At 72.4% G+C, this 26,044-nt stretch carries 21 protein-coding genes; 12 read left to right on the forward strand and 9 right to left on the reverse strand.

The genetic code is table 11. The features are described from left to right. Nucleotides 1-5: 5 nt before the first annotated feature. Entirely contained in the window at nucleotides 6-818 is an 813-nt protein-coding gene (locus AB0C17_RS16385) for an FUSC family protein (protein ID WP_357479180.1), read from the reverse strand. Nucleotides 819-934: 116 nt separating this feature from the next. On the opposite strand from AB0C17_RS16385, the gene AB0C17_RS16390 reads away from it, so the two are divergent. The 9 genes from AB0C17_RS16390 to AB0C17_RS16430 all read left to right on the forward strand — a co-directional run bounded on the left by AB0C17_RS16390 (nucleotide 935) and on the right by AB0C17_RS16430 (nucleotide 11,164). Beyond that, the gene (locus AB0C17_RS16390; RefSeq protein ID WP_357384592.1) at nucleotides 935-1,315 is read left to right on the forward strand and encodes a YccF domain-containing protein; all 381 of its coding nucleotides are present in this window, start codon (nucleotides 935-937) and stop codon (nucleotides 1,313-1,315) included. A 342-nt stretch (nucleotides 1,316-1,657) separates the two neighbouring features. Next, nucleotides 1,658-2,380, forward strand: a complete 723-nt coding sequence (locus AB0C17_RS16395) for an FkbM family methyltransferase (protein ID WP_357384658.1) — start codon at nucleotides 1,658-1,660, stop codon at nucleotides 2,378-2,380. Nucleotides 2,381-2,608: 228 nt separating this feature from the next. Beyond that, nucleotides 2,609-3,679, forward strand: a complete 1,071-nt coding sequence (locus tag AB0C17_RS16400; protein WP_357479183.1) for a LacI family DNA-binding transcriptional regulator — start codon at nucleotides 2,609-2,611, stop codon at nucleotides 3,677-3,679. A 116-nt stretch (nucleotides 3,680-3,795) separates the two neighbouring features. Continuing rightward, nucleotides 3,796-5,472, forward strand: a complete 1,677-nt coding sequence (locus tag AB0C17_RS16405) for an ABC transporter substrate-binding protein (protein ID WP_357479186.1) — start codon at nucleotides 3,796-3,798, stop codon at nucleotides 5,470-5,472. A gap of 87 nt (nucleotides 5,473-5,559) precedes the next feature. After that, the gene (locus tag AB0C17_RS16410) at nucleotides 5,560-6,666 is read left to right on the forward strand and encodes an ABC transporter ATP-binding protein (protein ID WP_357479188.1); all 1,107 of its coding nucleotides are present in this window, start codon (nucleotides 5,560-5,562) and stop codon (nucleotides 6,664-6,666) included. Beyond that, complete coding sequence (locus AB0C17_RS16415) at nucleotides 6,663-7,640, forward strand: ABC transporter permease (RefSeq protein WP_357384586.1); 978 nt, start codon at nucleotides 6,663-6,665, stop codon at nucleotides 7,638-7,640. Before AB0C17_RS16410 ends, AB0C17_RS16415 begins: the two co-directional genes overlap by 4 nt. Nucleotides 7,641-7,643: 3 nt before the next feature. Next, complete coding sequence (locus AB0C17_RS16420; RefSeq protein ID WP_357384584.1) at nucleotides 7,644-8,708, forward strand: ABC transporter permease; 1,065 nt, start codon at nucleotides 7,644-7,646, stop codon at nucleotides 8,706-8,708. Beyond that, nucleotides 8,705-9,712 carry an ABC transporter ATP-binding protein gene (locus AB0C17_RS16425; RefSeq protein WP_357384582.1) on the forward strand — a complete coding sequence of 336 codons (1,008 nt, stop codon included), beginning with the start codon at nucleotides 8,705-8,707 and terminating at the stop codon, nucleotides 9,710-9,712. The genes AB0C17_RS16420 and AB0C17_RS16425 overlap by 4 nt, the downstream gene beginning before the upstream one ends. A gap of 39 nt (nucleotides 9,713-9,751) precedes the next feature. Beyond that, entirely contained in the window at nucleotides 9,752-11,164 is a 1,413-nt protein-coding gene (locus AB0C17_RS16430; RefSeq protein WP_357384580.1) for a GH1 family beta-glucosidase, read from the forward strand. Nucleotides 11,165-11,196: 32 nt separating this feature from the next. Here the strand turns inward: AB0C17_RS16430 and AB0C17_RS16435 are convergent, their stop codons facing one another. After that, complete coding sequence (locus AB0C17_RS16435) at nucleotides 11,197-12,441, reverse strand: ROK family transcriptional regulator (protein WP_357384578.1); 1,245 nt, start codon at nucleotides 12,439-12,441, stop codon at nucleotides 11,197-11,199. A gap of 142 nt (nucleotides 12,442-12,583) precedes the next feature. Here AB0C17_RS16435 and AB0C17_RS16440 point away from each other — a divergent pair, with 142 nt between their 5' ends. Further along, nucleotides 12,584-13,957 (forward strand): glycosyl hydrolase family 18 protein, encoded by a 1,374-nt coding sequence (locus AB0C17_RS16440; RefSeq protein ID WP_357479192.1) that lies wholly within the window; start codon nucleotides 12,584-12,586, stop codon nucleotides 13,955-13,957. A 45-nt stretch (nucleotides 13,958-14,002) separates the two neighbouring features. Here AB0C17_RS16440 and AB0C17_RS16445 read toward each other — a convergent pair whose 3' ends face one another. After that, nucleotides 14,003-15,481, reverse strand: a complete 1,479-nt coding sequence (locus AB0C17_RS16445; protein WP_357472753.1) for a M1 family metallopeptidase — start codon at nucleotides 15,479-15,481, stop codon at nucleotides 14,003-14,005. 82 nt (nucleotides 15,482-15,563) lie between these two features. Between AB0C17_RS16445 and sthA the strand changes: the two genes are divergently transcribed. Continuing rightward, entirely contained in the window at nucleotides 15,564-16,967 is a 1,404-nt protein-coding gene (sthA, locus tag AB0C17_RS16450) for a Si-specific NAD(P)(+) transhydrogenase (protein ID WP_357384572.1), read from the forward strand. A gap of 9 nt (nucleotides 16,968-16,976) precedes the next feature. On the opposite strand, the gene AB0C17_RS16455 is transcribed toward sthA, so the two are convergent. Genes AB0C17_RS16455 through AB0C17_RS16480 form a run of 6 tightly spaced genes read right to left on the reverse strand, consistent with a single transcriptional unit; the run spans nucleotide 16,977 to nucleotide 24,179 of the window. Continuing rightward, a complete protein-coding gene (locus AB0C17_RS16455; protein WP_357479195.1) occupies nucleotides 16,977-18,764 on the reverse strand; it encodes a gamma-glutamyltransferase in 1,788 nt (595 codons plus the stop codon). 10 nt (nucleotides 18,765-18,774) lie between these two features. Next, a complete protein-coding gene (locus AB0C17_RS16460) occupies nucleotides 18,775-19,809 on the reverse strand; it encodes an oligopeptide/dipeptide ABC transporter ATP-binding protein (RefSeq protein WP_357479198.1) in 1,035 nt (344 codons plus the stop codon). Next, nucleotides 19,806-20,783, reverse strand: coding sequence for an ABC transporter ATP-binding protein (locus AB0C17_RS16465; protein WP_357384656.1), 978 nt, complete (start codon nucleotides 20,781-20,783; stop codon nucleotides 19,806-19,808). The genes AB0C17_RS16460 and AB0C17_RS16465 overlap by 4 nt, the downstream gene beginning before the upstream one ends. A 35-nt stretch (nucleotides 20,784-20,818) precedes the next feature. After that, complete coding sequence (locus tag AB0C17_RS16470) at nucleotides 20,819-21,700, reverse strand: ABC transporter permease (RefSeq protein WP_357384566.1); 882 nt, start codon at nucleotides 21,698-21,700, stop codon at nucleotides 20,819-20,821. Beyond that, nucleotides 21,697-22,641 (reverse strand): ABC transporter permease, encoded by a 945-nt coding sequence (locus AB0C17_RS16475; protein WP_357384564.1) that lies wholly within the window; start codon nucleotides 22,639-22,641, stop codon nucleotides 21,697-21,699. The genes AB0C17_RS16470 and AB0C17_RS16475 overlap by 4 nt, the downstream gene beginning before the upstream one ends. After that, on the reverse strand, nucleotides 22,641-24,179 hold the full coding sequence (locus tag AB0C17_RS16480) for an ABC transporter substrate-binding protein (protein ID WP_357384562.1): 1,539 nt from the start codon (nucleotides 24,177-24,179) through the stop codon (nucleotides 22,641-22,643). Before AB0C17_RS16480 ends, AB0C17_RS16475 begins: the two co-directional genes overlap by 1 nt. A gap of 178 nt (nucleotides 24,180-24,357) precedes the next feature. On the opposite strand from AB0C17_RS16480, the gene AB0C17_RS16485 reads away from it, so the two are divergent. After that, nucleotides 24,358-25,986, forward strand: coding sequence for an acyl-CoA dehydrogenase family protein (locus AB0C17_RS16485; RefSeq protein ID WP_357384560.1), 1,629 nt, complete (start codon nucleotides 24,358-24,360; stop codon nucleotides 25,984-25,986). The last annotated feature ends 58 nt before the right edge of the window (nucleotides 25,987-26,044 follow it).

Here is a 26,044-nt window from a genome sequence, read left to right on the forward strand (position 1 = left end):
GCAGATTAACGGGCGTTCGGGTCCGGGCGGGATTCCGCTCGGTGTTCGCAGACGCCGGCCATCCGGTCCGCCTCGATCTTGGTCATGCCGGATGCCTGGAGCAGCTCGCCGACCACGATGAAGAGCTGCGAGGCCACGATCGTGCCGGAGAAGCCGAGGCCGGCCGCCCGCGCCCGGGAACGGGCGATGTCCGACAGCCGCTCCAGCGCCGCCCCGGCCGCCCGCGCGTCACCCGCGGCGAGCGCGTTCGCCGTGGCGGTCAGCTCCTTGGCGAACAGGTCCAGGGTGGGCCCGGCGGCGCGGTGCACCACCCGGACCGGGTTCAGCGGCAACAGCAGCAGCGCCACCACCACCGCCACCCCGCCGCCCACCAGCGCGTTCGCCGTACGCGGCACGGCCAGGTCGGGTGCGTTGGGCTCCACGGTGCCGAGCAGCACAGCGGTGCTGCCGGCCTGCACCATCACGGCGCCACTGCCCCTGATCACCACCGCGAGCGAGATGGCGAGGGCGACCACCAGGCCGGTCTGCACCGGACCCGCACCGATCAGCTTGATGATCAGGTCGCCGACCAGCACACCGACGATCACCCCGCCGAGCAGCTCGGCGGTGCGGCGGATCCGGTTGCCGATCGCCGCGGCGATGGTGCCCACAGCTGCCGCCGGTGCGAACAGCGGCTGCGGGTTCTTCAGCAGCGTGCTTGCCACGTACCAGGCCAAGCCGGCGGCCAGGCCGGCCTGCAGCGCCACGATGAAGTACCGGCGCAGCCGCTCGTACGCCTCCCGGAACTCCCGGCGTGCCGCTGGAGCGACGGGGGTCACGGCACCGCCCGCCCGGGCGCCACGGGCACGCCGACTCGGGCTCGATCACGTCCTCCTCTACCCGGCGCTCGCGCCGGTATTCCCGGGCCCTTGCGGACGCGAGGGATCATGGAGTGGTGATCCGCTTTCTGCTGAACCTGCTGTGGCTCGTCTTCGGTGGCGGTTTCGTCCTGGCCCTGGGCTACGGCGTGGCCGCGCTGATCTGCTTCCTCCTGGTCGTCACCATCCCGTTCGGCGTCGCCTCGCTGCGGCTCGCCCTGTACTCGCTGTGGCCGTTCGGCCGCACGATCGTGCCCAAGCCCGGCGCCGGCCTCCCCTCCGGCCTGGCCAACGTGCTCTGGGTGGTGCTGGCCGGCTGGTGGCTGGCCCTGTCGCACATCCTCGCGGGCATCGCGCTCTGCGTGACGATCATCGGCATCCCGTTCGGGGTGGCGAACTTCAAGCTGGTTCCGGCGGCGCTGTGGCCGCTCGGCCAGGAGGTCGTCGAAACCCCGTAACGGCTTCCCGGCGCCAGCGAACGAGGGCGGCTCCTAATGGGCGGGATCCGCGTTCCGGTCACCGTGATTGCAGGAGATCTTGGTACGAGAGGGCCCCCATGCGGGCAGCCCCCATGCGGGCAGCCCCCATGCGGGCCGCTTCGTACCAAGATCTCCCAGGCGTTGTCATCGCGGGCTCGCATGACGCGCTCAGCGGGCGTGGCACGCCACAACTTCTACAGCATCCTAGGAGGATGTGGTGCTCGCCTCAAGGATACGAATGACGCTCGCGGGGCGGGCTCGCTGGCTAGCGTCGGAGGGGTGCGGGACGGGGTGGTCGAGGCGCTCAGGGCGGACCCGGCGATGGCCGGCCTGCGCCGGTCGCTTGACTTCTATCACGGGGATCCGGCGCGCGACTCCGCCCTGGACGCGTTCTACGCCCCGCTGGTCCGCGCCGGTGACCTGGTCTTCGACGTCGGCGCGCACGTGGGCGACCGGCTGGGCAGCTTCCGCCGCCTCGGCGCGACGGTGGTGGCGGTCGAGCCGCAGCCGCTGTGCGCCCGGGCGCTGCGCGAGATCTACGCGGGCGACGGTGCGGTGACAGTGGTGGAGGCGGCCTGCGGGCGTACCGCCGATCCGGTGCGGCTGCACGTGAACTCGGCAAACCCGACCGTCTCCACCGCCTCCCCCGGGTTCGTGCGTGCCGCCGTCGGGGCACCCGGCTGGGCGGACGAGACCTGGGACGCGCAGATCGAGGTGCCGGGGACCACGCTGGACACGCTCGTGGCCGCGTACGGCGTGCCGGCGTTCGTCAAGATCGACGTGGAGGGCTTCGAGGACGCCGTGCTGGCCGGACTGAGCCGGCCGGTCCCGGCGTTGTCGTTCGAGTTCACCACCATCGCCCGCGAGTTGGCCGCGCGCTGCCTGGACCGGCTCACCGCGCTCGGCTTCACCGGTTTCACAGTGGCGCTCGGGGACGAGATGCGGTTCGCGCTGCCGGGCTGGCGCCCCGCGGCCGAGGTGGCCGCGTACCTGCGCGCGCTGCCGGACGAGGCCAACTCCGGCGACGTGTACGCGCGCGCCTGAGCATCCATTTCGGACGACGGCGCGCCCGACGACGAGGCATCGACCCTGCTCATCACCGTGATCGGCAGACCCCCAGCCCGGGCGCTTTTTTCAAGGCTCGAACTTAGTAATACATCGTTATCCATCTGTGATTGACGTGACCGACGCCACTTGGGTTGACTGCCACGGAACCGCTTCCGCAACCGGTTCCGAAACACCCCGCACATCCCTGCGACCCAGGAGCGTCACGTGCCGATCACCATCGCCGACGTGGCCACCCGCGCCGGGGTGAGCAAGACGACGGTCTCCCGGGTCCTCAACGGCAAGGGTGAGGTCCACGTGCGCACCGCCGACCGGGTCCGCGCCGTGATCAGCGACCTCGGGTACGTGCCCAGCGCCCGCGCGGTCGGGCTGGCCCGGGGGCGTACCCGGGTGGTCGGCATGCTGGTGCCGGCGCTGACCTGGCCCTGGATGAGCGAGGTGCTCCAGGGCGCGGCCGACGTGGTCGAGGCGGCCGGCTACGGCATGCTGCTGTTCACCTGCACCCACGGCGACGAGTCGATGCGCCGGTTCGCCTCCCAGGTGTCGGCCAAGTCGTTCGACGGCCTGCTCGTGGTCGAGCCCGAGGGCACGCTGGACTACATCACCGGACTGCACCGCCGCGGCCTGCCGGTGATCCTCATCGACGACCGGGGCCACCAGCCGGGCTTCCCGTCGGTGCGGACCACGAACGAGGCAGGGGCGCGGGCCGCCGCGACGCACCTGTTGGCGCTCGGGCGACGACGGCCGCTCATCGTCACCGGCCTGCGCCGGTTCGGCTGCACCCGGGAGCGGCTCGCCGGGTTCGCCGGCGCGTACGCCGAAGCCGGCCTGAAGATCGAGCCGGAACGGGTGGTGGAGGGCGACTTCACCGTCGAGTGCGGGCGCGCGGCGGTGCGGCGGCTGCTCGCCGACGGCGTACCGTTCGACGCCGTCTTCGCCCACAACGACCTGTCGGCCGCCGGGGCGTTGCAGGCGCTGCGCGACGCCGGACGGCGCGTCCCGCAGGACGTGGCGGTGGTCGGCTTCGACGACCTCCCGCTGGCCGGGCACACCCACCCGCCGCTGAGCTCCGTGCGCCAACCCCTGCGGGAGATGGGTACGGCCGCCGCCCGGCTGCTCATCGGCCACCTCGCCGGCACCCCGCTACCTGACACCCCGACCGTCATCCCCACCGGCTTCACCGCCCGCGACTCCACCGGCGTGAGCGGGAACGCGAGCGACCCGACCACACAGGACCCGGCGGACACACGGGAGCCGACGGGCGCCCGCGTCACCTGACCCACCCCGCGTACCCGGCGACCGTGCCGGCGGGTCCGCCCGCCGGTGGCACCACCGCACACCCTCCATCCACCACATCCCGCCCGAGGAATGCGGGATTACCGAGGGAGACCTCCATGAGAAGACGGCAACTCCTCGCCCTCGCGCTGGCCGGCGCGATGGTCACCGGCGCCGCCGCCTGCGGCGACAGCCCGAACGCGAACAAGAAGAACGGCCAGGCCGCGACGGTGCTGAACGTCGGCATGCCCAACGGCCCGCAGGCGGAGAACAACAACCCGTTCCTCACCACCTCGGCCGCCGCGTCGCTGGGCTACCGGTGGCAGATCTACGAGCCGCTGATGATGTGGAACCCGGTCAAGCCGGCCGAGCCGTTCAAGCCGTGGCTGGCCACCAAGGCGGAGTGGTCGTCGGACTACAAGACGGTCAAGGTGACCATCCGGGAGAACGCCACCTGGTCGGACGGGCAGAAGGTCACCGCCGAGGACGTCGCGTTCACCTACAACCTGGTGAAGAAGTTCCCGGCCCTCAACGACCAGGGTGTGCCGTACACCGACGCCGTGGCCAGCGGCAACGAGGTCACCATCTCGATGTCCAGCCCGCAGTTCGTCAACCAGCAGAAGGTGCTGTGGCGGGTGCCGATCGTGCCCAAGCACCTGTGGGAGAAGATCGCCGACCCGGCCACCGACCCGGTGAAGCAGCCGGTCGGCAGCGGCCCGTACACGCTGAAGTCGTTCACCCCGGCGACCACGACGCTCTCCGTACGCGACAGCGGCTACTGGCAGGACCCGCCGAAGGTCAAGGAGCTGCGGTACACGTCCTACACGGACAACAGCGCGCAGACCACCGCGCTGGCGAACGGCGAGTCGGAGTGGAGCTTCGTCTTCATCCCGAACTACCAGACCGTGTTCGTGGCCAAGGACCAGAAGAACCACAAGATGTGGGCGCCGCCGGTGCTGGGCATCCACGGCCTCTACCTGAACACCACGAAGAAGCCGTTCGACGACCCGACGCTGCGCAAGGCGATGAACATGGTCGTCGACCGGGCGGACATCTTCACCACCGCCGAGGCCGGCTACTTCCACCCCGAGGTCAAGAGCGTGACCGGCCTGCCCAGCCCGGCCGGTGACTCGTTCATCGCACCGGAGTACAAGGGCCAGGAGCACAAGGTCGACGTCGAGGGCGCCAAGGCGCTGCTCACCGGCGCGGGCTACAAGCTCGACGGCAGCACGCTCAAGGACAAGAGCGGTAAGGCCGTCACGATCCGGCTGACCGACCCGGCCGGCTGGTCGGACTACCAGACCAGTCTGGAGATCGTGAAGGGCAACCTGGCGAAGATCGGCATCGCGGCGACCATCGACAAGGCCAACCAGGACGCCTGGTTCCGCAACGTCGAGCAGGGCAACTTCGAGGCCACGTTCCGGTGGACCGAGTCCGGCGCCACGCCGTACGACATCTACCGGACCATCATGGACGGCCGCGTGCTCAAGCCGGTCGGCACCGCCTCCCCGGCGGGCAACTTCGGCCGGTTCCAGAGCAAGGATGCCACCGACGCGCTGGTGTCGTACGCCAACGCCACCGACGACGCCACCCGTACCACCGCGCTGGCGACCCTGCAGAAGATCTTCGTCGAGCAGGTGCCGATGATCCCGGTCGGCGCGGACAACATCGGCGGCGCGTACAGCACGAAGAACTGGACCGGCTGGCCGGACGACTCGAACCCGTACGGCGCGCTCCAGCCCACCCAGCCCAACGCGGTCGACGTGGTGCTGCACCTCAAGCCGGCCGCCGGCTGACCCGGTGCCGCCGGTCCGGCCACGATCGCGCGGCCGGGCCGGCGGCGCCCACCCCTCGCTACCGGCAACCCCAGACAGGAATGCGGCATGACGTTGACCGAAAGCGCACCGGCGCCGGCCGACGAGGTGGTGCTGGAGGCCGTCGGCCTGACCAAGCACTTCCCCGTCCGCCGGCGGCTGCGTGACCTCCTCTCCCGCACCCCGGCGGTGGTGCACGCCGTCGACGACGTATCGATCGCGTTGCGCCGGGGACGGGTGACAGCGCTGGTCGGCGAGTCCGGCTCCGGCAAGTCCACTGTCGCCCGGCTGCTGGCCCAGCTCTATCCGCGCACCGGCGGCTACATCCGGCTGCACGGCGAATCGACCCGGGTACGCGGCGGGCGACGGTTCCGGGCGTACGTACGCCGGGTGCAGCTGATCCTCCAGGACCCGTTCGCCTCGCTGAACCCGGTGCACACGGTCCGCTACCACCTGACCCGGTCGCTGCGCGTCCACGGCAACGCCGGTACCGGGCCGGACGGGCTGGAGAAGGCGCTGGCCGACCTGCTGACCCGGGTCGCGCTCACCCCGCCGGAGCGCTACCTCGACGCGTTCCCGCACGAGCTGTCCGGCGGGCAGCGCCAGCGCGTCGCGATCGCGCGGGCGCTCGGCGCCGACCCCGAGGTGCTGCTCGCCGACGAGCCGGTGTCCATGCTGGACGTGTCGATCCGCCTGGGCGTGCTCAACCTCCTCCAGGACCTCAAGGACCGGCTCGACCTGGCCATCCTCTACATCACCCACGACATCGCCTCGGCCCGCTACTTCGCCGACGAGACGATCGTCATGTACGCCGGGCGGATGGTCGAGGGCGGCGACAGCGAGACTGTCACCCAGCGGCCGGCCCACCCGTACACCCGGTTGCTCATCGAATCGGCGCCGGACCCGGAGCGGATCACCGGCGCGGGCGGCGACGACGCGGCGGCGGGCGAGCGGGGCCACGGCGAGCCGCCCAGCCTGATCCGCCCGCCAGCCGGCTGCCGGTTCCACCCGCGCTGCCCGGCGGCGATGCCGCGCTGCGCCACCGACCTGCCACAGCCGATCCCGGTCGACGACGCGCCCGGCCACTGGGCCGCCTGCTGGCTGTACGACGCGGACACGGTGGCGGCCGCGCGGGCCAACGGCGTGACGGCGGCGGGAACGGAGGCGGCCCGGTGAGGTTCCTGCTGCAACGGGTGGCCTTCTACCTGTTCACCGCCTGGGCGGCGATCACGCTCAACTTCTTCATCCCGCGGATGGTCCCGGGCGACCCGGTGCAGTCGCTGATCTCCCGCAACCAGGGCCGGATCAGCGCCGACGCGGTCGCGTCGCTGCGGGTGCTGTTCGGGCTGGACTCCGACAGTTCGCTGTGGGAGCAGTACGTCGCCTACTGGGGGCAGCTCCTGCGCGGCGACCTCGGGCTGTCGTTCACGTTCTTCCCCGCCCCGGTGTCGCAGGTGATCGGCGACAGCCTGCCGTGGACGGTCGGCCTGGTCGGCGTCACCACGATCGTCAGCTTCCTGCTCGGCACCGCGCTCGGCGTCGGCGCCGGCTGGCGGCGCGGCTCGTGGATCGACGGGCTGCTGCCGGCCACCACGTTCCTGTCCTCGATCCCGTACTTCTGGCTCGGCCTGGTCGCGATCGCCCTGTTCGCCGGGCCGGGCAGCTTCTTCCCCTCCTCGGGCGGCTACGAGCCGGGGCTGGTGCCCGCGTTCGACGCGTACTTCGTGCCGAGCGCGATCCAGCACAGCATCCTGCCGGCGGCGACCATCCTGGTGTCGTCGATGAGCGGCTGGATCCTCAGCATGCGCAACATGATGGTGACCGTCGCCAGCGAGGACTACATCACCGTGGCGCACGCCAAGGGGCTGTCCGAGCGCCGGGTGGCGCTCAGCTACGCCGCCCGCAACGCGCTGCTGCCGAACGTGTCCGGGTTCGCGCTGTCGCTCGGTTTCATCGTCGGCGGCACGCTGCTCGTGGAGATCGTCTTCTCGTACCCCGGCCTGGGGTTCCAGCTCTTCCAGGCCGTCGGCGCGAAGGACTACCCGCTCATGCAGGGCATCTTCCTGATCATCACGATCTCGGTGCTGGTGGCGAACCTGCTCGCCGACGTGGCGTACCTGCTCCTCGACCCACGGACCCGAAAGAGCTGAACGATGACACTCTCCCCGTCCAGCATCGAGCAGGTCATCCCCGGCCAGGGCGCGATGGCGCAGCCCGCGGCCCGGGCCCGCCGCCGCCGGTTCCGCTTCGTCGCCAACGGCAAGGCCGCGACCGGCCTCGCCGTCCTCGGGGTGTACGTGCTCCTGGCGGTGATCGGGCCGTGGATAGCGCCGTACGACCCGGACGCGCGCAGCGCCGACGTGCTCCAGGCGCCCTCGGCCCGGCACTGGTTCGGCACCACCCACCTCGGGCAGGACATCTTCAGTCAGATCCTGGTCGGCGCGCGCAGCGTGATGGTGGTGGGCCTGACCGCCGGCGTGCTCGCCACGATCCTGTCGATCCTGATCGGCGTGACCGCCGGCTACCTGGGCGGTGCTGCCGACGAGGGCCTGTCGGCGGTGTCGAACGTGTTCCTGGTGATCCCGGCGCTGCCGCTGATCATCATCGTCACGTCTCTCGTCGACCAGGCGAGCGACATGCTCGTGGCGCTCATCATCGGCCTCACGTCGTGGGCGTGGGGCGCCCGGGTGCTGCGCGCCCAGACGCTGTCGTTGCGCCGCCGTGACTACGTGGAGGCCGCGCGCGCCACCGGCGAACGGACCTGGCGGATCATCGGGTTCGAGATCCTGCCCAACCTGACCGCGATCATCGCCTCCGGCTTCGTCGGCACCGTCATCTTCGCGGTGATGTCGGAGATCACCCTGGCGTTCATCGGCGTCTCGTCGATGACGTCGTGGAACTGGGGCACGATCCTGTTCTGGGCCCAGGGACAGCAGGCCCTGGCGCAGGGCGCCTGGTGGTGGTTCGTGCCGGCCGGGCTGGCCATCGCGCTGCTCGGCACCGCGCTCGCGCTGATCAACTTCGGCATCGACGAGTTCGTCAGCCCGCGGCTGCGCACCGGCGGCCGCACCCGGATCCGTACCGCCGACGGTCGGGCCGTCCGCATGCGGGTCGGGTTCACCCCGGTGCTCGCGCCGGTCACCGCCACGGTGCCGATGCGGGCGCGGGGCACCGACGGGCCGCCCGCCGACGCCGACGAGAGAGGGACGCGCGCATGAGCGACCAGGTGCTGGAGATCCGCAGGCTGTGCGTCGACTACGGCGTCGGCGCGGAAGCGGTCCGCGCGGTCCGCGACGTCGACCTGACGCTGCACCGCGGCGAGGTGCTCGGCCTGGCCGGAGAGAGCGGCAGCGGCAAGTCCACGCTCGCCTACGGGCTGACCCGGCTGCTGCCCCCGCCCGGCGTGGTCAGCGGCGGTCAGGTGATCTACCACCCGGCGGACGGCCCGCCCGTCGACGTGCTCACGCTCAGCCCGGCGCAGCTGCGCGAGTTCCGCTGGGCGGAGGCGTCGATCGTGTTCCAGGGCGCGATGAACTCGCTGAACCCGGTGCACAAGGTCTCCACCCAGCTGCTCGACGTGATCCGGGCGCACGACCCCAAGAGCACGGCGACGGGCCGGCTCGCCCGGGCGAAGGAGCTGCTGCGCCTGGTCGGCATCTCCGCCGACCGGCTGGACAGCTACCCGCACCAGCTCTCCGGCGGCATGCGGCAACGCGTCATGATCGCGATGGCGCTGGCGCTGGAGCCGCAGGTGGTCATCATGGACGAGCCGACCACCGCGCTGGACGTGGTGATGCAGCGGCAGATCCTCGGCCAGCTCGCCGAGCTGCGCGACCGCCTCGGCTTCGCGGTGCTGTTCATCACCCACGACCTGTCGCTGCTGGTCGAGTTCTCCGACCGGATCGCGATCATGTACGGCGGCCGGATCGTCGAGGAGGCGCCCGCCGCACGGCTGTACCGGGAGCCGCTGCATCCGTACACCGAGGGGTTGCTGCACTCGTTCCCGGCGCTGCACGGGCCGCGCCGCGAGCTGACCGGCATCCCCGGCTCCCCGCCGGACCTGCGCGCCATGCCGTCCGGCTGCGCGTTCCACCCCCGCTGCCCGGAGGCGTTCGACGGGTGCGACGAGCAGGTGCCGGTGCTCGGCGCGCCGCGCGTCGACGACCCGGCGCGGGCCGTCGCGTGCCGGCTGCACCCGGCAGTCGCGCCCGTGTCCCGCTGACCCGCCCGACACCACCACCCGCTACCCGCGAGGAGAACCATGGACACCGACCTCACCCGCCCGTCGCCGGCCGCCGGTACGGACCCGATCGACACGCTGCCGCCGACCTTCCGGTGGGGGGTGGCGACGTCGTCGTACCAGATCGAGGGCGCGGTGGCCGAGGACGGCCGGACGCCGTCCATCTGGGACACCTTCTGCCGGGTGCCCGGCGCGGTGGCGAACGGCGACCACGGCGACGTGGCCTGCGACCACTACCACCGGATGCCGCAGGACGTCGCGCTCATCGCCGACCTGGGGCTGGACACGTACCGGTTCTCGGTGGCCTGGCCCCGGGTGCAGCCGGGCGGGCGCGGTCCGGCCAACGTGGCCGGGCTCGCCTTCTACGACCGGCTGGTGGACGAGCTGCTCGGCCGCGACGTCGAGCCGTGGGTGACGCTCTACCACTGGGACCTGCCGCAGGAGCTGGAGGACGCGGGCGGCTGGCCGAACCGGGACACCGCCCACCGGTTCGCCGACTACGCGGAGCTGGTCTTCGCCGCGCTCGGCGACCGGGTCCGCACCTGGACCACGCTGAACGAGCCGTGGTGCTCGGCCATGCTCGGGTACGCCTACGGCGACCACGCCCCGGGCCGGCGGAACCTGGGCGACGGTATCGCCGCGGCGCACCACCTGCTGCTCGGGCACGGGCTGGCGACGCGGCGGCTGCGCGAGGCGGCCCGGTCCCCGATCGAGCTGGGCCTGACGCTCAACCTGGCCACCGCCGACCCGGCCACCGACAGCGCCGCCGACCGGGACGCGGCGCGGGCCGCCGACGGGCTGGGCAACCGGCTCTACCTCGACCCGGTGCTGCGCGGGGCGTACCCGCAGGACGTGATCGCCGACCTGGCCGCCGAGGGGGTGGAGATTCCGGTCCAGGACGGCGACCTGGACGTCATCGCCACCCCGATCGACGTGCTGGGGGTCAACTACTACTTCGGGCAGCTGCACTCCGGCGTGGACGAGCGGGGCCGGGACCGCGACGACGACGGCAGGCCGGTACGCCGGGTGGTGCGCCGTGACCTGCCGCGTACCGCGATGGACTGGGAGATCGTGCCGGAGTCCTTCACCGACCTGCTGGTGCGGCTGCACCGCGACTACCCGGGCGTGCCCATGGTGATCACCGAGAACGGCGCCGCGTTCGACGACGAGCCGGACGCCGACGGGTTCGTCGCCGACGACGACCGGGTCGGCTACCTCACCGAGCACCTGCGGGCGGTGGCCCGGGCCCGGGCGGCCGGCGCCGACGTGCGCGGCTACTTCGCCTGGTCGCTGCTGGACAACTTCGAATGGGCGTACGGCTACGACAAGCGGTTCGGCATCGTCCGGGTCGACTACGACACCCAGCGCCGCACCCCCAAGCGCAGCGCGCTCTGGTACCGCGACACCGTCCGGCGGGTACGCGGGCAGCGCTGACGTCGTCCGGCGTGGGGGCAGGGCCGGTCAGGTCAGTGACGGCGGCCCGGCCCCCACGCCGGGCCCGGGCGGGCGGCCGGGTCGCGGGGCACGCCGCCGTCGCGCAGCAGCCGGGTCATCGGCAGGGTGGCCGCGCCCATCGCGACCGCGTCCGGGCCGAGCCGGCACAGCTCGATCGAGGTCTGCGCGTACGGCTGGCGCAGCGCGTGCCGCGCGGTGGCCTCGCGGATGGCGGGCAGGTGCCGCTCGCCCAGGGCCAGTCCGGCCCAGCCGCCGAGCACCACCCGCTCCGGGTTGAACAGGTTCACCAGGTTCGCCACCCCCGCGCCCAGGTAGCCGACCGTCTCGTCGATCACCGTCGCGGCGGTGCGGCCGGTGGAGCGCAGCAGCTCGCCGAAGGCGGTCTCCTCGTCCGCGCCCGGCGCCGGGCGGCCCCGGTTGGCCTGGCGGAACCGGTCCAGCACCGCCTCCGCCCCGACGTACGCCTCCAGGCAGCCGAGGTTGCCGCAGCGGCAGCGGCGGCCCCCGTACACGATGGTGGTGTGGCCCCACTCCCCGGCGCTGCTGTGCGCGCCGCGGTAGCCGACGCCGTCGGCGACCACGCTCGCGCCGACGCCGGAGCCGACCAGGGCGACCACCGCGTGCCGGACGCCGCGGCCTGCGCCGAACCACATCTCGGCCTGGCCGAGCGTCTTCGCGCCGTTGTCCACGTGCACCGGCACGTCGGTGCCGGCGCGCAGCATCGCGCCGAGCGGCACGCCGTCCCAGCCGAGCGTCTGGGCGTGCACCACGGCGTCGGCGGCGCGCTCGACGGTGCCGGCGACGGCGACGCCGAAGCCGAGCACCGCGGCCGGGTCGACGCCGGCCTGCTCGGTGACGGCCGCGAGGCCGTGCCGCAGGTGCCCGGCGACCCGCTCGGGGTCCGGGTCGGCGGCGTCGATCGGGTACTCGGCCTTGGCCAGCGCGGTCATGCTCAGGTCGAACAGCTCCACCTGGACGCGGGTCTCGCCGACGTCGGCGCCGACCAGGTAGCCGTAGCCGGGCGCGACGCGCAGCAGGACGCGGGGACGGCCGCCGTCGGACTCGACCGAGCCGGCCTCCTCGACCAGGCCCTCGTTGATCATCTCGCCGACCAGGTTGCTGACGCTGGCCAGGCTGAGCGCTGTGGACTGGCCCAGCTCGTGCCGGCTGAGCGGGCCGTCCAGCCAGATCCGGGTGAGCAGGACCGAGCGGTTGGCCCGGCGCATGTCGCGCACCGTGGTGCGTCTGGCGTCCACGTCCGCCGCCGTCCTTCCCGGCCGCCCGAGGGCGGCTTTCGTTCCTGCTTCACGCCCTGAGCGGGGTGGTGACAGGGTACGCCGCATTTACACTTAACAAAGTTAACTGATAACCTCCGGCGCATCGATGAGGAGGTATGTCATGCGACTTCGACGTGGGATGACCGCTCTGCTCGGTGGCGTCGCGCTGCTCGCCGCCACCGCCGCCGCCCTGCCCGCCACCGCCGCCACACCGACCGGCGCCGTGGGCGCGCTCGTCGCGTGTGACGCGCCGGTCTGGGCCGAGGGCGTCACCTGGACCGCCGGCAGCCGGGCCACCTATGCCGGCCGGCTCTACCAGGCGCTCGTCACGCACACCCCGCCGGCCGGCGCGGGCTGGACCCCGGCCGCCGTACCGGCGCTCTGGACCGACCTCGGCGCCTGCACCGGTGGCACGCCGTCGCCGAGCCCCACCACCCGGCCGCCATCGCCCACGCCCTCCGCCTCTCCGTCCGCCTCCCCCACCCGGCCGCCATCGCCCACGCCGACCGTGTCGTCCAGCCCGACCACGCCCGGCGGGGACACCTGTGCGTTGCGGTCCCGGCCGTCCGGGAAGGTGCTCCAGGGCTACTGGGAGAACTGGGACGGTGCCGCCAACGGCGTACACCCCGGGCTCGGGTGGATCCCGGTCACCGACTCCCGGATCACCGGGCACGGCTACAACGTGGTGACCGCCGCGTTCCCGGTCATCCGCGCCGACGGCACCGTGCTCTGGGAGGACGGCATGGACGCCGGCGTCAAGGTGCCCACCCCGGCGCAGGTGTGCCAGGCCAAGGCCGCCGGGCTCACCGTGCTGCTGTCCATCGGCGGCGCCACCGCCGGCATCGACCTCAGCTCCAGCGCTGTCGCCGACCGGTTCGTCGCCACAGTCGTGCCGATCCTCAAACGGCACAACTTCGACGGCATCGACATCGACATCGAGACCGGCCTGACCGGCAGCGGCAACATCAACCAGCTCTCCCCCTCGCAGGCCAACCTGATCCGGATCATCGACGGGGTGCTGGCCCAGATGCCGGCCGGCTTCGGGCTCACCATGGCGCCGGAGACCGCGTACGTCACCGGCGGCAGCGTCACCTACGGCTCGATCTGGGGCGCGTACCTGCCGATCGTCAAGAAGTACGCCGACAACGGGCGGCTGTGGTGGCTGAACATGCAGTACTACAACGGCTCGATGTACGGCTGCGCCGGTGACTCGTACCCGGCCGGCACGGTGGCCGGTTTCGTCGCGCAGACCAACTGCCTCGACGCCGGCCTGGTCATCCAGGGCACCACCGTCCGCGTCCCGCTGGACCGGCAGGTCCCCGGGCTGCCCGCGCAGGTCGGCGCCGGCGGCGGCTACATGAGCCCGGCGCTGGTGGCCCAGGCGTGGAACACCTACCAGGGGCGGCTGAAGGGCCTGATGACCTGGTCGGTCAACTGGGACGGGTCGAAGGGCTGGACGTTCGGCGACAACGTCCGCGCGTTGCAGGGCCGCTGAGACGCGGCGCGGGGCCCCGCCGGACGGGTGGGGCCCCGCGATGCGTCAGCCGATCTTCTTCGGGGTCATCTTCTTCGGGGTGGTCGGGGAGTCCAGCCAGGCGTTGATCAGCGCGGTGAAGTCCCGGCCGGTCTGCTTGTTGACGAAGGCGATGAACGAGGCCCGGTCCTGCGGCGTGTTGCGCTGCTCCTGGACCCAGGCGCGGGCCAGCGCGAAGAACGCCTTGTCGCCGAGCGTCCGGTGGATCTCGCGCAGCATCGCCGCCGGGCACAGGTAGACGTTCCCCTCGGCGAACCGCTTCGGGTCGGGCCGGCCGGGCGGGCCCAGCTTCTTGCGCAGGGCGGCGTCACCCTCGCGCAGGTACCGGTCCAGGCTGGCCTCGCTGAGCTTCATCCTCTCCTTGGTGTGCAGGTCCTGGATGTACGTCGCCCAGCCCTCGTTCAGCCACAGGTCCCGCCAGGTGGTGGGCGTGACCGAGTTGCCGAACCACTGGTGGGCGTACTCGTGCATCAGGTCGCTGCCCCAGCGGTCCCGGCGGGCCGCGGTGTTCTCGATCTTCCGGCCCATCGTGATCATCTGCTGGGTCTCCATGCCCGACGCCGAGTCCACCACCACGACGCCGCCGGAGGGGAACGGGTACGGGCCGAACTTCTTCTCCAGCCAGGTCAGGTACTGCGGGGACTTCTTCAGGTACGGCAGCAGCTTGTCGTCGGTGCCCTTGCGGTACCAGTAGGTCAGCGGCACTCCGCGCGGCCCCGCCACGGTCAGCTTCTGGTACCTCCCCACCGCGAGCGTGGTCAGGTAGGTCGCGACCGGGTCGGTGCTGCGGTAGCTGAACGTGGTGCCGGACTGACCGGCGGGCGTGCCGCCGGCGATCGCGGACCAGCCCGCCGGCACTGTCACCCGGATGTCGTAGAGGGCCTCGTCAGAGGGCTGGTCGTTCGCCGGGTACCAGGTGAACGCCCCGAACGGCTCCTGCATGGTCCAGAGGCCGCCCTCTTTGCTGACGGTGAGACCCAGGGCTTCGGTGTCCTTGCGGTGCGACGGCATCGGGGTCGTCTTCGGCCGGCCGTGGTAGGTGACCACCAGGGTCACCGGCTTGTCCGCCGCCACCGGGGCGGAGACGGTCAGCTTCTCCTTGGCCACCGCGCCGGGAACCGTCGCGCCGTCCAGCGTGACGCTGTCGAGCTGGTAGGGCATGAAGTCGAGGACCAGGTCCGGCGCGTCCTTCACCGGCCGGATCCGCAGCGTGGCGGTGCCGGTGAGGGTGGTGGTCGACGGCGCCCACTCCAGCGCGAGGTCGTAGTGCAGGACGTCCAGCGCGTCGGTGCCCCGGGCCGGATAGACCGGGTCGGCGACCGGCGTCGACCGCCCCGCCTGCCAGGCGGCGTAGTCGACGGCGGGCGCGGTCGGGCTCGGCGGGGTGGAGGCGGAGGGGGTCGCGGCCGGGGCGGCGGGAGCGGTGGTGCACCCGGCGACGAGCAGCGGTCCGAGGATCATGATCAGGGTTATGGGGCGGCGCACCAGCGCACCCTACGGCAGTAATCGATCTTCGTGGGGGCGTCCCGGCTGGCACAGGTTGCGAGACCCTGCGAGGCTGGCGCTCGTGTATGACTACGACCTGCTGGTGCTGGGCTCCGGACCGAGTGGACAGAAGGCGGCGATCGCCGCGGCGAAGCTGGGCCGCCGGGTGGCGATCGTGGACCGCCGCGACATGCTCGGCGGAGTGTGCATAAACACCGGCACCGTGCCCTCCAAGACGTTGCGTGAGGCGGTCCTCTACCTGACCGGGCTGAGCCAGCGCGACCTCTACGGCAGCAGCTACCGGGTCAAGGAGGAGATCACCGTCGCCGACCTGGCCGCCCGCACCCAGCACGTGATCACCCGGCAGACCGACGTCATCCGCAACCAGCTGGCCCGCAACAAGATCTCGCTGATCACCGGCACCGGCCGGTTCGCCGACGCCCACTCCGTCTGGGTGGACGCCGGCTCCGGCCGGGAGACCCGGGTCAGCTTCGACAAGGCCGTCATCGCCGCCGGCACCCGCCCGGCCCGCCCGGACAGCGTCGACTTCGACGACCGCACGATCGTCGACTCCGACGGCGTCATCAACCTTCAGGCCGTCCCGGGCAGCATGGTCGTGGTCGGGGCCGGGGTGATCGGCATGGAGTACGCGTCCCTGTTCGCCGCGCTCGGCACCAAGGTGACGGTGGTCGAGCGACGCCCCCGGATGCTCGACTTCTGCGACGAGGAGATCGTCGAGTCCCTGAAGTACCACCTGCGGGACCTGTCGGTGACCTTCCGCTTCGGTGAGGAGGTGGCCTCCGTGGAGAAGCACCGCAGCGCCGCGCTCTGCGTCCTGCGCAGCGGCAAGAAGATCGTCGCGGACACGGTGATGTACTCGGCCGGGCGGCAGGGGCAGACCGACGACCTCGCGCTGGAGGCGGCCGGGCTCACCGCCGACCACCGGGGCCGGATCACCGTGGACGCCGACTACCGCACCGCCGTCGACAACATCTACGCCGTCGGCGACGTGATCGGCTTCCCCGCGCTGGCGTCCACCTCGATGGAACAGGGCCGGCTGGCCGCCCAGCACGCCTGCGGCGAACCGGCGCGCGGCATGTCGGACCTGCAACCGATCGGCATCTACACGATTCCGGAGATCAGCTTCGTCGGGAAGACCGAGGAGGAACTGACCGAGGCGTCAGTACCGTTCGAGGTGGGCATCGCCCGCTACCGGGAACTGGCCCGGGGGCAGATCGTCGGCGACTCCTACGGGATGCTGAAGCTGCTCGTCTCACCCGAGGACGGGCGGCTGCTCGGGGTGCACGTCTTCGGCACCGGTGCCACCGAGATCGTCCACATCGGGCAGGCCGTGATGGGCTGCGGCGGCACCGTCGACTACCTGCTGGACGCCGTCTTCAACTACCCGACGCTGGCCGAGGCGTACAAGGTGGCCGCCCTGGACGCCGCCAACAAGATCCGCAACATCACCCGCATCGACACCTGACCGGGAGGGTCAGCGGCCTGCGGCGTAGCCCTGGGCGCCTCGGGGGTTCGCCGCGGCGGAGAGCACTCCGGTGCGCGGGTCGCGTGTCACGGCGCACATGCGGCCCAGGCTCCACGGGCCGGACAGGCGCACGGTGTGGCCCCTGGCGCGCAGGCCCGCCAGCACATCCGCGTCGATCCGGTCCTCCAGCACCAGCACGCCCGGCTCGACCTCGCGCGGATAGAACGACGCGGGCAGGCTCGTGGTGTGCCACATCGGGGCGTCGATCGCCTCCTGCAACTCCTGCCCGCCGGCCAGGTGCCGCAGCAGGAACAGCAGCTGCCACTGGTCCTGCTGGTCGCCACCGGGCGTCCCGCACGCCATCACCGGCTCGCCGTCGCGGAGCACGAGCGTCGGGCTGAGCGTGGTACGCGGACGCCGGCCCGGCCGCAGCGTCGAGGCGAGCCCCTCCTCCAGCCAGCACATCTGCAACCGGCTGCCGAGCGGGAACCCCAGCTCCGGGATGGCGGGTGAGCTCTGCAGCCAGCCGCCGCTGGGCGTCGCGGAGATGATGTTGCCCCACCGGTCCACCACGTCGACGTGGCAGGTGTCGCCGCGGGTCACGCCGTCCGCCCGTACCGTGGGTTCGCCGGTGCTCGGATCCCGCGGGACGGCCCCGCGACCCGCGTCGGCGCGCAGGTGGGACGGGAGCCGGGGCGGCTCACCCGCCGGGCTGCCGGGACGCAGCGTCGTGTCGGCACGCTCGCCGACCAGCGCGGCCCGCGAGCGGGCGTACCGCGCCGACAGCAGCGCTGGCCCCGGCACGCCGGTGTCGCCGTACCACGCCTCCCGGTCGGCGAACGCGAGCTTCAGCGCCTCGGCCTGCGCGTGGATGCCCTCCAGGCTCGACGGGTCGTGGACGGCCGGGTCGTCGAGCGCGTCCAGAATGGAGAGCGTCTGGAGCAGCACCGGACCCTGGCCCCAGAAGCCGGTCTTGGCGATCGTGTGCCCGTGCCAGTCCAGCGTGACCGGCGCCTCCCAGGTGGCCGACCATCCGGCCAGGTCGTCGCCGGTGACCAGCCCGGCGTGCGCGCGCCCGCTGGAGTCGCGAAACGGCAGCCGGCTGAACGCGTCGATCGCCTCGGCGACGAAACCCTCCCGCCAGGCGCGCCGGGCCGCCTCGATCTGCGCCTCCCGGTCCGCACCGGCGGCCCGTCCCGCGTCGACGAGGCGGCGCAGCGTGTCCGCGTACGCCGGGTTGGTGACCATCTCCCCCGGCGCGGGCGGGCGGCCGTCGCGGAGCCAGAGGCGCGCGGAGGTCGGCCAGTGGCCGGTGAACAGCGACCGGACCCGCGCGACGGTCTGCCCGGCCGCGCCGACGAGCGGGTGGCCGGCGGCGGCGTAGCCGATCGCCGGTTCCAGCACCTCGGCGAGCGTGCGGGTGCCGTGGTCACGCAGCAGCAACAGCCAGGCGTCGACGGCGCCCGGCACCACGGCGGCGAGCGGTCCGGCACCGGGGACGAGGTCCAGGCCGAGCGACCGGAAGTGCGCGCCGGTGGCGGCGGCCGGAGCCGGGCCCTGGCCGCACAGCACCCGCGGTGTGGGGTCGGTCGCGGTGGCGAGGATCGCCGGCACCTCACCGGCCGGGCCGTTGAGGTGCGGCTCCACGACGTGCAGCACGAAACCGGCGGCCACCGCGGCGTCGAAGGCGTTGCCGCCGCGTTCCAGCACACCCATCGCCGACTGGCTGGCCAGCCAGTGCGTGGAGGAGACCATGCCGAACGTGCCGCGCAGCGTCGGCCGGGTGGTGAACGCCATGGGCGCGAGCCTACGACGTGCCGGCGTCGGCGCGCGTCGTCGCGCCGTCCTCCCCCAGGCCGCCGTCGCGCTCGCCGTCGAGCGGGAACAGGCACGCCGCGTGGTGACCCGGGCCCACCTCGGCCGGCACCGGGTCGGTCTCGGCGCACGCGGGGCGGGCCTGCGGGCAGCGGGTACGGAAGCGGCAACCGCTGGGCGGGTCCACCGGGCTGGGGATGTCGCCGGTGAGCACGATGCGGCGGCGCTCCCGCTCGACGCGGGGGTCGGCCACCGGCACCGCCGACAGCAGCGCCGCCGTGTAGGGGTGCGCCGGGTGCTGGTAGATCCGCTCGGGCGGGCCGGTCTCGACGATGCGGCCCAGGTACATCACCGCGATCCGGTCGCTCATGTGCTCGACGGCGGCCAGGTCGTGCGCGATGAACAGGTAGGTCAGCCCGAGGTCGCGTTGCAGGTGCCGGAGCAGGTTCATGATCTGCGCCTGGACGCTCAGGTCCAGCGAGGCGATCGGCTCGTCCAGGACGATCAGGTCCGGTTCCCCGGCCAGCGCGCGGGCCACGCCGACCCGCTGGCGCTGGCCGCCGGACAGCTCGTGCGGGTACCGGCCGGCGGTGTCGGCGCGCAGGCCGACCAGGTCCAGCAGCTCCGCGACCCGGGCCTTGCGGGCGGCGGCGGACCTGGCGAGCCGGTGCACGAACAGCGGCTCGGCGATGCTGTCGCCGACCGTGCGGCGCGGGTCCAGCGACGCCTGCGGGTCCTGGAAGACCATCGCCACGTGGCGGCGCGTCGCGCGCAGGCGCCGGCGGGACCAGCGGGTCACGTCCTCGCCCGCCACCCGGACCCGGCCGGCGGTCGGGTCGACCAGCCGCAGCAGCGCCAGACCTGCAGTGGACTTGCCGCTTCCCGACTCGCCGACCAGCCCGAGCGTCTCCCCTCGGCGTACGGCGAGGCTGACGCCGTCCACCGCGCGGACCGTTCCCGCCGGGGTCGGGAAGTGCACCTTCAGGTCGTCCAGCTCGGCCACCACGTCCGGGGTGTCGGCGTTCATCCGGTCTCTCCACTGTAGAAGGTGCGGACCGTGTGCCCCTCGCCGACCGGGGTCAGCGGGGGAAGTTCGTGCTCGCAGCGGGGATCGGCACGGACCGGGCAGCGCGGCCAGAACGCGCAGCCGGGCGGCAGGTCCAGCGGGCTCGGCGGCGAACCGGGGATGGCGACCAGGTCCTCGCCGCGCCGCGACGGGTCCGGCCGGGCCGCCAGCAGCGCCCGGGTGTACGGGTGGGTGGGCGTGTCGAACACCGCGTCGACGGGGCCCTGCTCGACGATCCGTCCCCCGTACATGACCGCCACGGTGTCGGCGATGCCCGCCACCACGCCCAGGTCGTGGGTGACCCAGACGACCGCGGTGCCGAGCCGGGCCTGGAGGTCGGCGACCAGTTCGATGATCTGCGCCTGCGTGGTGACGTCCAGCGCCGTGGTCGGCTCGTCGGCGATCAGCAGATCCGGCTCGCAGGCCAGCGCCATGGCGATGGCGACGCGCTGGCGCATGCCGCCGGAGAACTGGTGCGGGTACGCGTCGACGCGCCGCGCCGCCGACGGGATGCCCACCAGCTCCAGCAACTCCACCGCCCGGTCGCGGGCGGCGCGGCGGGTCAGCCCGAGGTGCTCCTCGGCCGCCTCGGTGACCTGCCGGCCCACCGGCAGCACCGGGTTGAGCGAGGTCATCGGGTCCTGGAAGACGAACCCGACGTGCCGGCCGCGTACCTTGCGCCGACGCTCGTCGGGCAGCGCGGTCAGCTCGGTGTCGAGCAGCCGGACCCGGCCGGTGACGGTGGCGGCGCGCGGGGCGAGACCGGTGGCGGCGAGCAGGGTCATGCTCTTGCCGCTGCCCGACTCGCCGACCAGCGCGAACGTCTCCCCCTGCCGCACCTGCCAGGACACCCCGGCCACCGCACGGGCCGGGCCGCGGCGGGTGCCGATCGTCACGGTGAGGTCGTCCACTGACAGCACTGTCGAGTCGGTCATGCGCTCGTGGCTCTCGGTTCGCTCGGTGCGCTCGCTCATGGGGTGCTCCTGCGGGCCTCGCCGAGGGTGAGCTGGCGCGGGTCGAGCACGTCCCGCAGCGCGTCGCCGACCAGGTTGAACGCCAGCACGGTGAGGAAGATCGCCGCGCCCGGGAACACGCCCAGCCACCACGCGTCGGTGACGAAGCCACGCCCGTCGAACAGCATCCGGCCCCAGGCCGGTGCGGGCGGCTGGATGCCCAGGCCGAGGAAGGACAGCGCGGCCTCGGAGAGGATCGCGAACGCCAGCGACAGAGACGTCTGCACGATCAGCGGCGCGGCGATGTTCGGCAGCACGTGCCGGCGCATGATGCGCAGGTCGGACGCGCCGATGGAGACGGCGGCCCGGACGAACACCTGCTCGCGTACGGAGAGCACACCGGCGCGGGTGATCCGGGCGAAGATGGGCGTGTAGACCACGCCGATGGCGACCATGGCGGTGAGCAGGCCGGGGCCGAGCACCGCCACGATGGCCACCGCCAGCAGCAGCACCGGGAACGCGAACAGCACGTCCATACAGCGCATGAGCACGCTGTCCAGCCAGCCCCGGTAGTAGCCGGCGAACAGCCCGAGCGTCACGCCCGCGACCAGCGCGATGCCGACGCTGACGGCGCCGACCTGAAGCGACACCCGGGCGGCGACGAGCACCCGGCTGAGCACGTCGCGGCCCAGCTCGTCGGTGCCGAAGGGGTGCGCGCCGCTGGGCGGGCGCAGCATCTGGTCCACGTCGACGTCGTTGACGCCGGCCGGTGCCAGCCACGGGCCGGCGATCCCCACCACCACCAGCAGCACGAGCACGATCGTCCCGCCGACGGCGAGCGGGTCGCGCCGCAGCGCGTCCAGGACGCGGCGTCCGGTGCTCTCGGTCGTGGTGCTCACTTGACCGTGATCCTCGGGTCGAGGCGGGCGTAGAGGATGTCCACCAGGAGGTTCACCAGCAGGAACAGGGCCGCCACAAGGAGCACCGCGCCCTGCAGGACGGGGTAGTCGCGGGCCTGCACGGCGTCGAAGGTGAGCCGGCCGATGCCCGGCCAGGCGAACAGCACCTCGATCACGATGACGCCGCCGAGCAGGCTGGCGAGCTGCACCGCGACCACGGTGACCACCGGGATCAGCGCGTTGCGCAGCACGTGCCGCAGGATCACCACGCGGTTGCGCAGCCCTTTCGCCTCGGCGGTGCGCACGTAGTCGGCGGAGAGCACCTCCAGCACCGAGGAGCGGATGAACCGGGTGAGGATCGACGCGGTGACCAGGCCGACGGTGACCGCCGGCAGCGCCACGTGGGTGGCCCACCGGCCGGGGTCGTCGGTCAGCGCCACGTAGCCCGACGGGGGCAGCCAGCCGAGCACCCCGGCGAACAGCAGGATGCCCATGATGCCCATCCAGAAGTCCGGCACGGAGACGCCGAACTGGCTGAACACGCGGGCGGCGTGGTCGATCGCGGAGCCGCTGCGTACCGCCGCGACGATGCCCAGCGGGAACGCGACGAGCAACGCGAACACCACGGCGGTGACTGCCAGCGACAGCGTGGCGGGCAGCCGCTCCAGCACGATGTGGCTCACCGGCTGGCCGGTGCGGAAGCTGACCCCCAGGTCACCGGTGAGCGCGTGGCCGAGGTAGCTCACGTACTGCACCGGCAGCGGCTGGTCGAGCCCGGCGCGCTCCCGCAGCGCCTCGTAGGTCTGCGGGTCGAACCGGGTGCCGAGCGCCACCCGGACCGGGTCGCCCGGCACCAGTTGCAGCAGCAGGAACACCACAAGCGTGACGCCGACCAGCACGATCGCCGACTGGAGGACCCGCCGCAGGACGAAGCGGGCCATCACTTGGCCAGGGCGACCGACCGGAACCGGATCGCCCGATCGGTGCGCACGTCGTAGCCGGAGACCTTCTTCGACCAGCCCTGCACCACGTCCGGGTTGTAGAGGTAGAGGTAGCTGGCGTCGTCGACGATCTGCTTCGCCGCCTGCTCGTACGCCTGCTTGCGGGCGCCCTGGTCGGTCTGGGTACGGGCGTCGTCCAACAGCTTGTCCACCGCCGGGTTCTTGTACTTGTGGAAGTTGAACGTGCCGCCGCTGTGGTGCTGGGCGTAGTAGAACTCGTCCGGGTCGATGTTGCCGAGCCAGCCGAGCATGAACCCGTCGAAGTTGCCCTTCGCCTGCTCGTCGAGCCACTGGGCGAAGTCCAGCGTACGGATCTTGACGGTGATTCCGACGTCCTTGAGCTGCGCGGCGATGACCTGGGCGGCGGTGACCGTCTCCGGGTACTCGCTGGTGACCATCAGGTCCATGGTCAGGTTGCTCACGCCGGCCTGGCCGAGCATCTGCTTCGCCTTGGCCGGGTCGTGGTTGTAGGGCGCGTAGTCGAAGTAGAAACCGCTGGCCTTCGGGATAGCGGTCTGGTTGACGGTCGCCAGGCCGAACTTCGCGGCCTTGGTGATCGCCTCGCGGTCCAGCGCGTAGCCGATCGCGCGCCGCACCTCGGGGTTGTCGAACGGCTTGCGGGCCTCGTTGAGCGCCACGTACCAGTAGTCGGTGGAGGCCGCCGACTTCACCACCGGGTCGTCGCCGTCCTGCAACGACTTCACCTGCTGCGGCGGCAGGTTGTCGGTCCACTGCACCTGGCCGCTGCGCAGGTTCTGCAACGCCACCGTCGGGTCCTTGACGAAGGTGAACGTGACGCCGTCCAGCTTCGGCTTGTCCCCCCAGTAGGCGTCGTTGCGGACCAGCTTGACGCTGTCGCCGGAGGTGTAGCCGGCCACCTTGAACGGCCCGCTGCCCACCGGTGCGGTCTTCACCGCGCCCGACTCCACGTTGGCCTTCTGCACGATCGCCACACCCTTGAACCCGCCGAGGTTCGCCAGCAGGTTCGGTGTGGGCGCGGTCAGCGTCACCACCACTGTGGCCGGATCGGGGCCGGTGACCGACTTGACGGTGGCGAACTTGTACGCGTTGTTCAGCTTCTCCTTGATGATCCGCTCATAGGAGTAGACGACGTCGGCCGAGGTCAGCGGCGAGCCGTCGGAGAACTTCACGCCCTCGCGCAGCGTGAACGTCCAGGTGAGCTGGTCGGCGCTGGTGGTCCACTTCGTCGCCAGCGACGGCACCATCTTCAGGTCGGCGTCCGGCTCGACGAGCGTGTCGTAGACGTTCTCCAGCACCTGGAAGCTGTAGTACGCCGAGGTCTTGTGCGGGTCGAGCTGATCCGGCTCGCCGCCGATCGCGGCGTTGAGGACACCACCGGCGCCGCCGGCGTTCCCCCCGCCGCCGACGTCGACCGCCTCGCCGCCGGTGCATCCGGACAGGACGCCGACTGTCAGTGTGAGTGCGGCGCCGAGCACGCCGAGCTTCTTCCTGGACACAGGCCCCCCTAGCCACTTCCCGGACAAAAGAAAGTTTCGGCGAGTCTTATCTCCGAGCCGGATGATGTCAAACGAAACCAGTCAAATTGACAGGTCGGCGGGTGCTTGCCGGTGCGGACTGAACGATGGTTCAATCCGGGCCCCGACCTGATCCGCCACCGCGCTGGGAGTTGCCGCCGTGACCACACACGAGGTCGTCAACCAGGTCCCCCCGATGGTCGGCCACGACACCGCCGACGACCCGGCGCTGTGCGACGGCGTGACCCGGGAGGGCGCCGGCTGGGCGCTGCCCGGGCTGCGCGAGCTGGGCCGGCTCGCCGGTGGCGAGGAGGCCGCCGAACACGGGCGGCTCGCCAACGAGCACCCGCCGGTGCTGCGCACCCACGACCGGTACGGCCACCGGATCGACGAGGTGGAGTTCCACCCGTCCTGGCACGAGCTGATGCGTACCGCGGTCGGCCACGGCCTGCACGCCGCGCCGTGGGCCGACGACCGGCCGGGCGCGCACGTGGCCCGCGCGGCCGGCTTCTACCTGTGGCGGCCCGACGCCGGGCACGGCTGCCCGATCTCGATGACCTACGCGGCGGTGCCCGCGCTGCGGCACAGCCCGGACCTGGCGGCACGCTACGAGCCGCTGCTCACCACCCGCGAGTACGACTTCGGGCTGCGCCCGCCGCAGACCAAGCGCGGCCTGCTCGCCGGCATGTCGATGACGGAGAAGCAGGGCGGCTCGGACGTCCGCGCCAACACCACGACGGCCCGGCCGGAGCCGGACGGCGGCTACCGGCTGGTCGGGCACAAGTGGTTCACCTCGGCGCCGATGTGCGACCTGTTCCTCACCCTCGCCCAGGCGCCCGGTGGCCTCACCTGTTTCCTGGTCCCCCGGGTGCTGCCCGACGGCACCCGTAACCCGATGCGGCTGATGCGGCTCAAGGACAAGCTCGGCAACCGCTCCAACGCCTCCGCCGAGGTCGAGTACGAGCACGCGGTGGCGTGGCGCGTCGGCGACGAGGGCCGGGGCGTGCGCACCATCATCGACATGGTCAACCTGACCCGCCTCGACTGCGTGATCGGCGCGGCGGCCGGGATGCGCCACGGCGTCACCACCGCCGTGCACCACGCCACCCACCGGCGGGCGTTCGGCGGCTACCTGGCCGACCAGCCGCTGATGCGCAACGTGCTCGCCGACCTGGCGGTGGAGTCGGAGGCGGCCACCGTCCTGATGGTCCGGCTGGCCGGCGCGACCGACAGGTCGGCGCGCGGCGACGACGGCGAGACCGCGTTCAAGCGCCTCGCCCTGGCCGTCGGCAAGTACTGGGTCTGCAAGCGCTGGCCGGGGCACGCCGCCGAGGCGCTGGAGTGCCTGGGCGGCAACGGCTACGTGGAGGAGTCCGGCATGCCGCGGCTGTTCCGCGAGTCGCCGCTGAACTCGATCTGGGAGGGCTCCGGCAACGTCGCCGCGCTGGACGTGCTGCGCGCCCTGACCCGGGAACCGCAGGTGCTCGCCGCGTACGAGGCGGAGGTGGCCGCCGCGGCCGGCGCGGACGCCCGGCTGGACGCCGCGGTGCGCCGGGTCCGCGACGAACTGGCCGACCACAGCGACCTGGAGCTGCGCGCCCGGCGGGTGGTGGAGCGGCTGGCGCTGGTCCTCCAGGGCGCGTTGCTGGTGCGTCACGGCCACCCGGCGGTCGCCGACGCGTTCTGCGCGTCCCGGCTCGACGGAGACCACGGGCAGGCGTACGGGACGCTGCCGGGCGGGCTGGACCTCGCCGCGATCATCGACCGCGCCACCCCCAAGATCGGCTAGGGTGCGGTGATGCGGCTCACCGGCGAGATCCACGTCGGCGATCCGGTCGCCGTCTCCT

Origin of the sequence: Micromonospora sp. NPDC048887, from assembly GCF_040649715.1 — a bacterium.
Lineage (GTDB): Bacteria > Actinomycetota > Actinomycetes > Mycobacteriales > Micromonosporaceae > Micromonospora.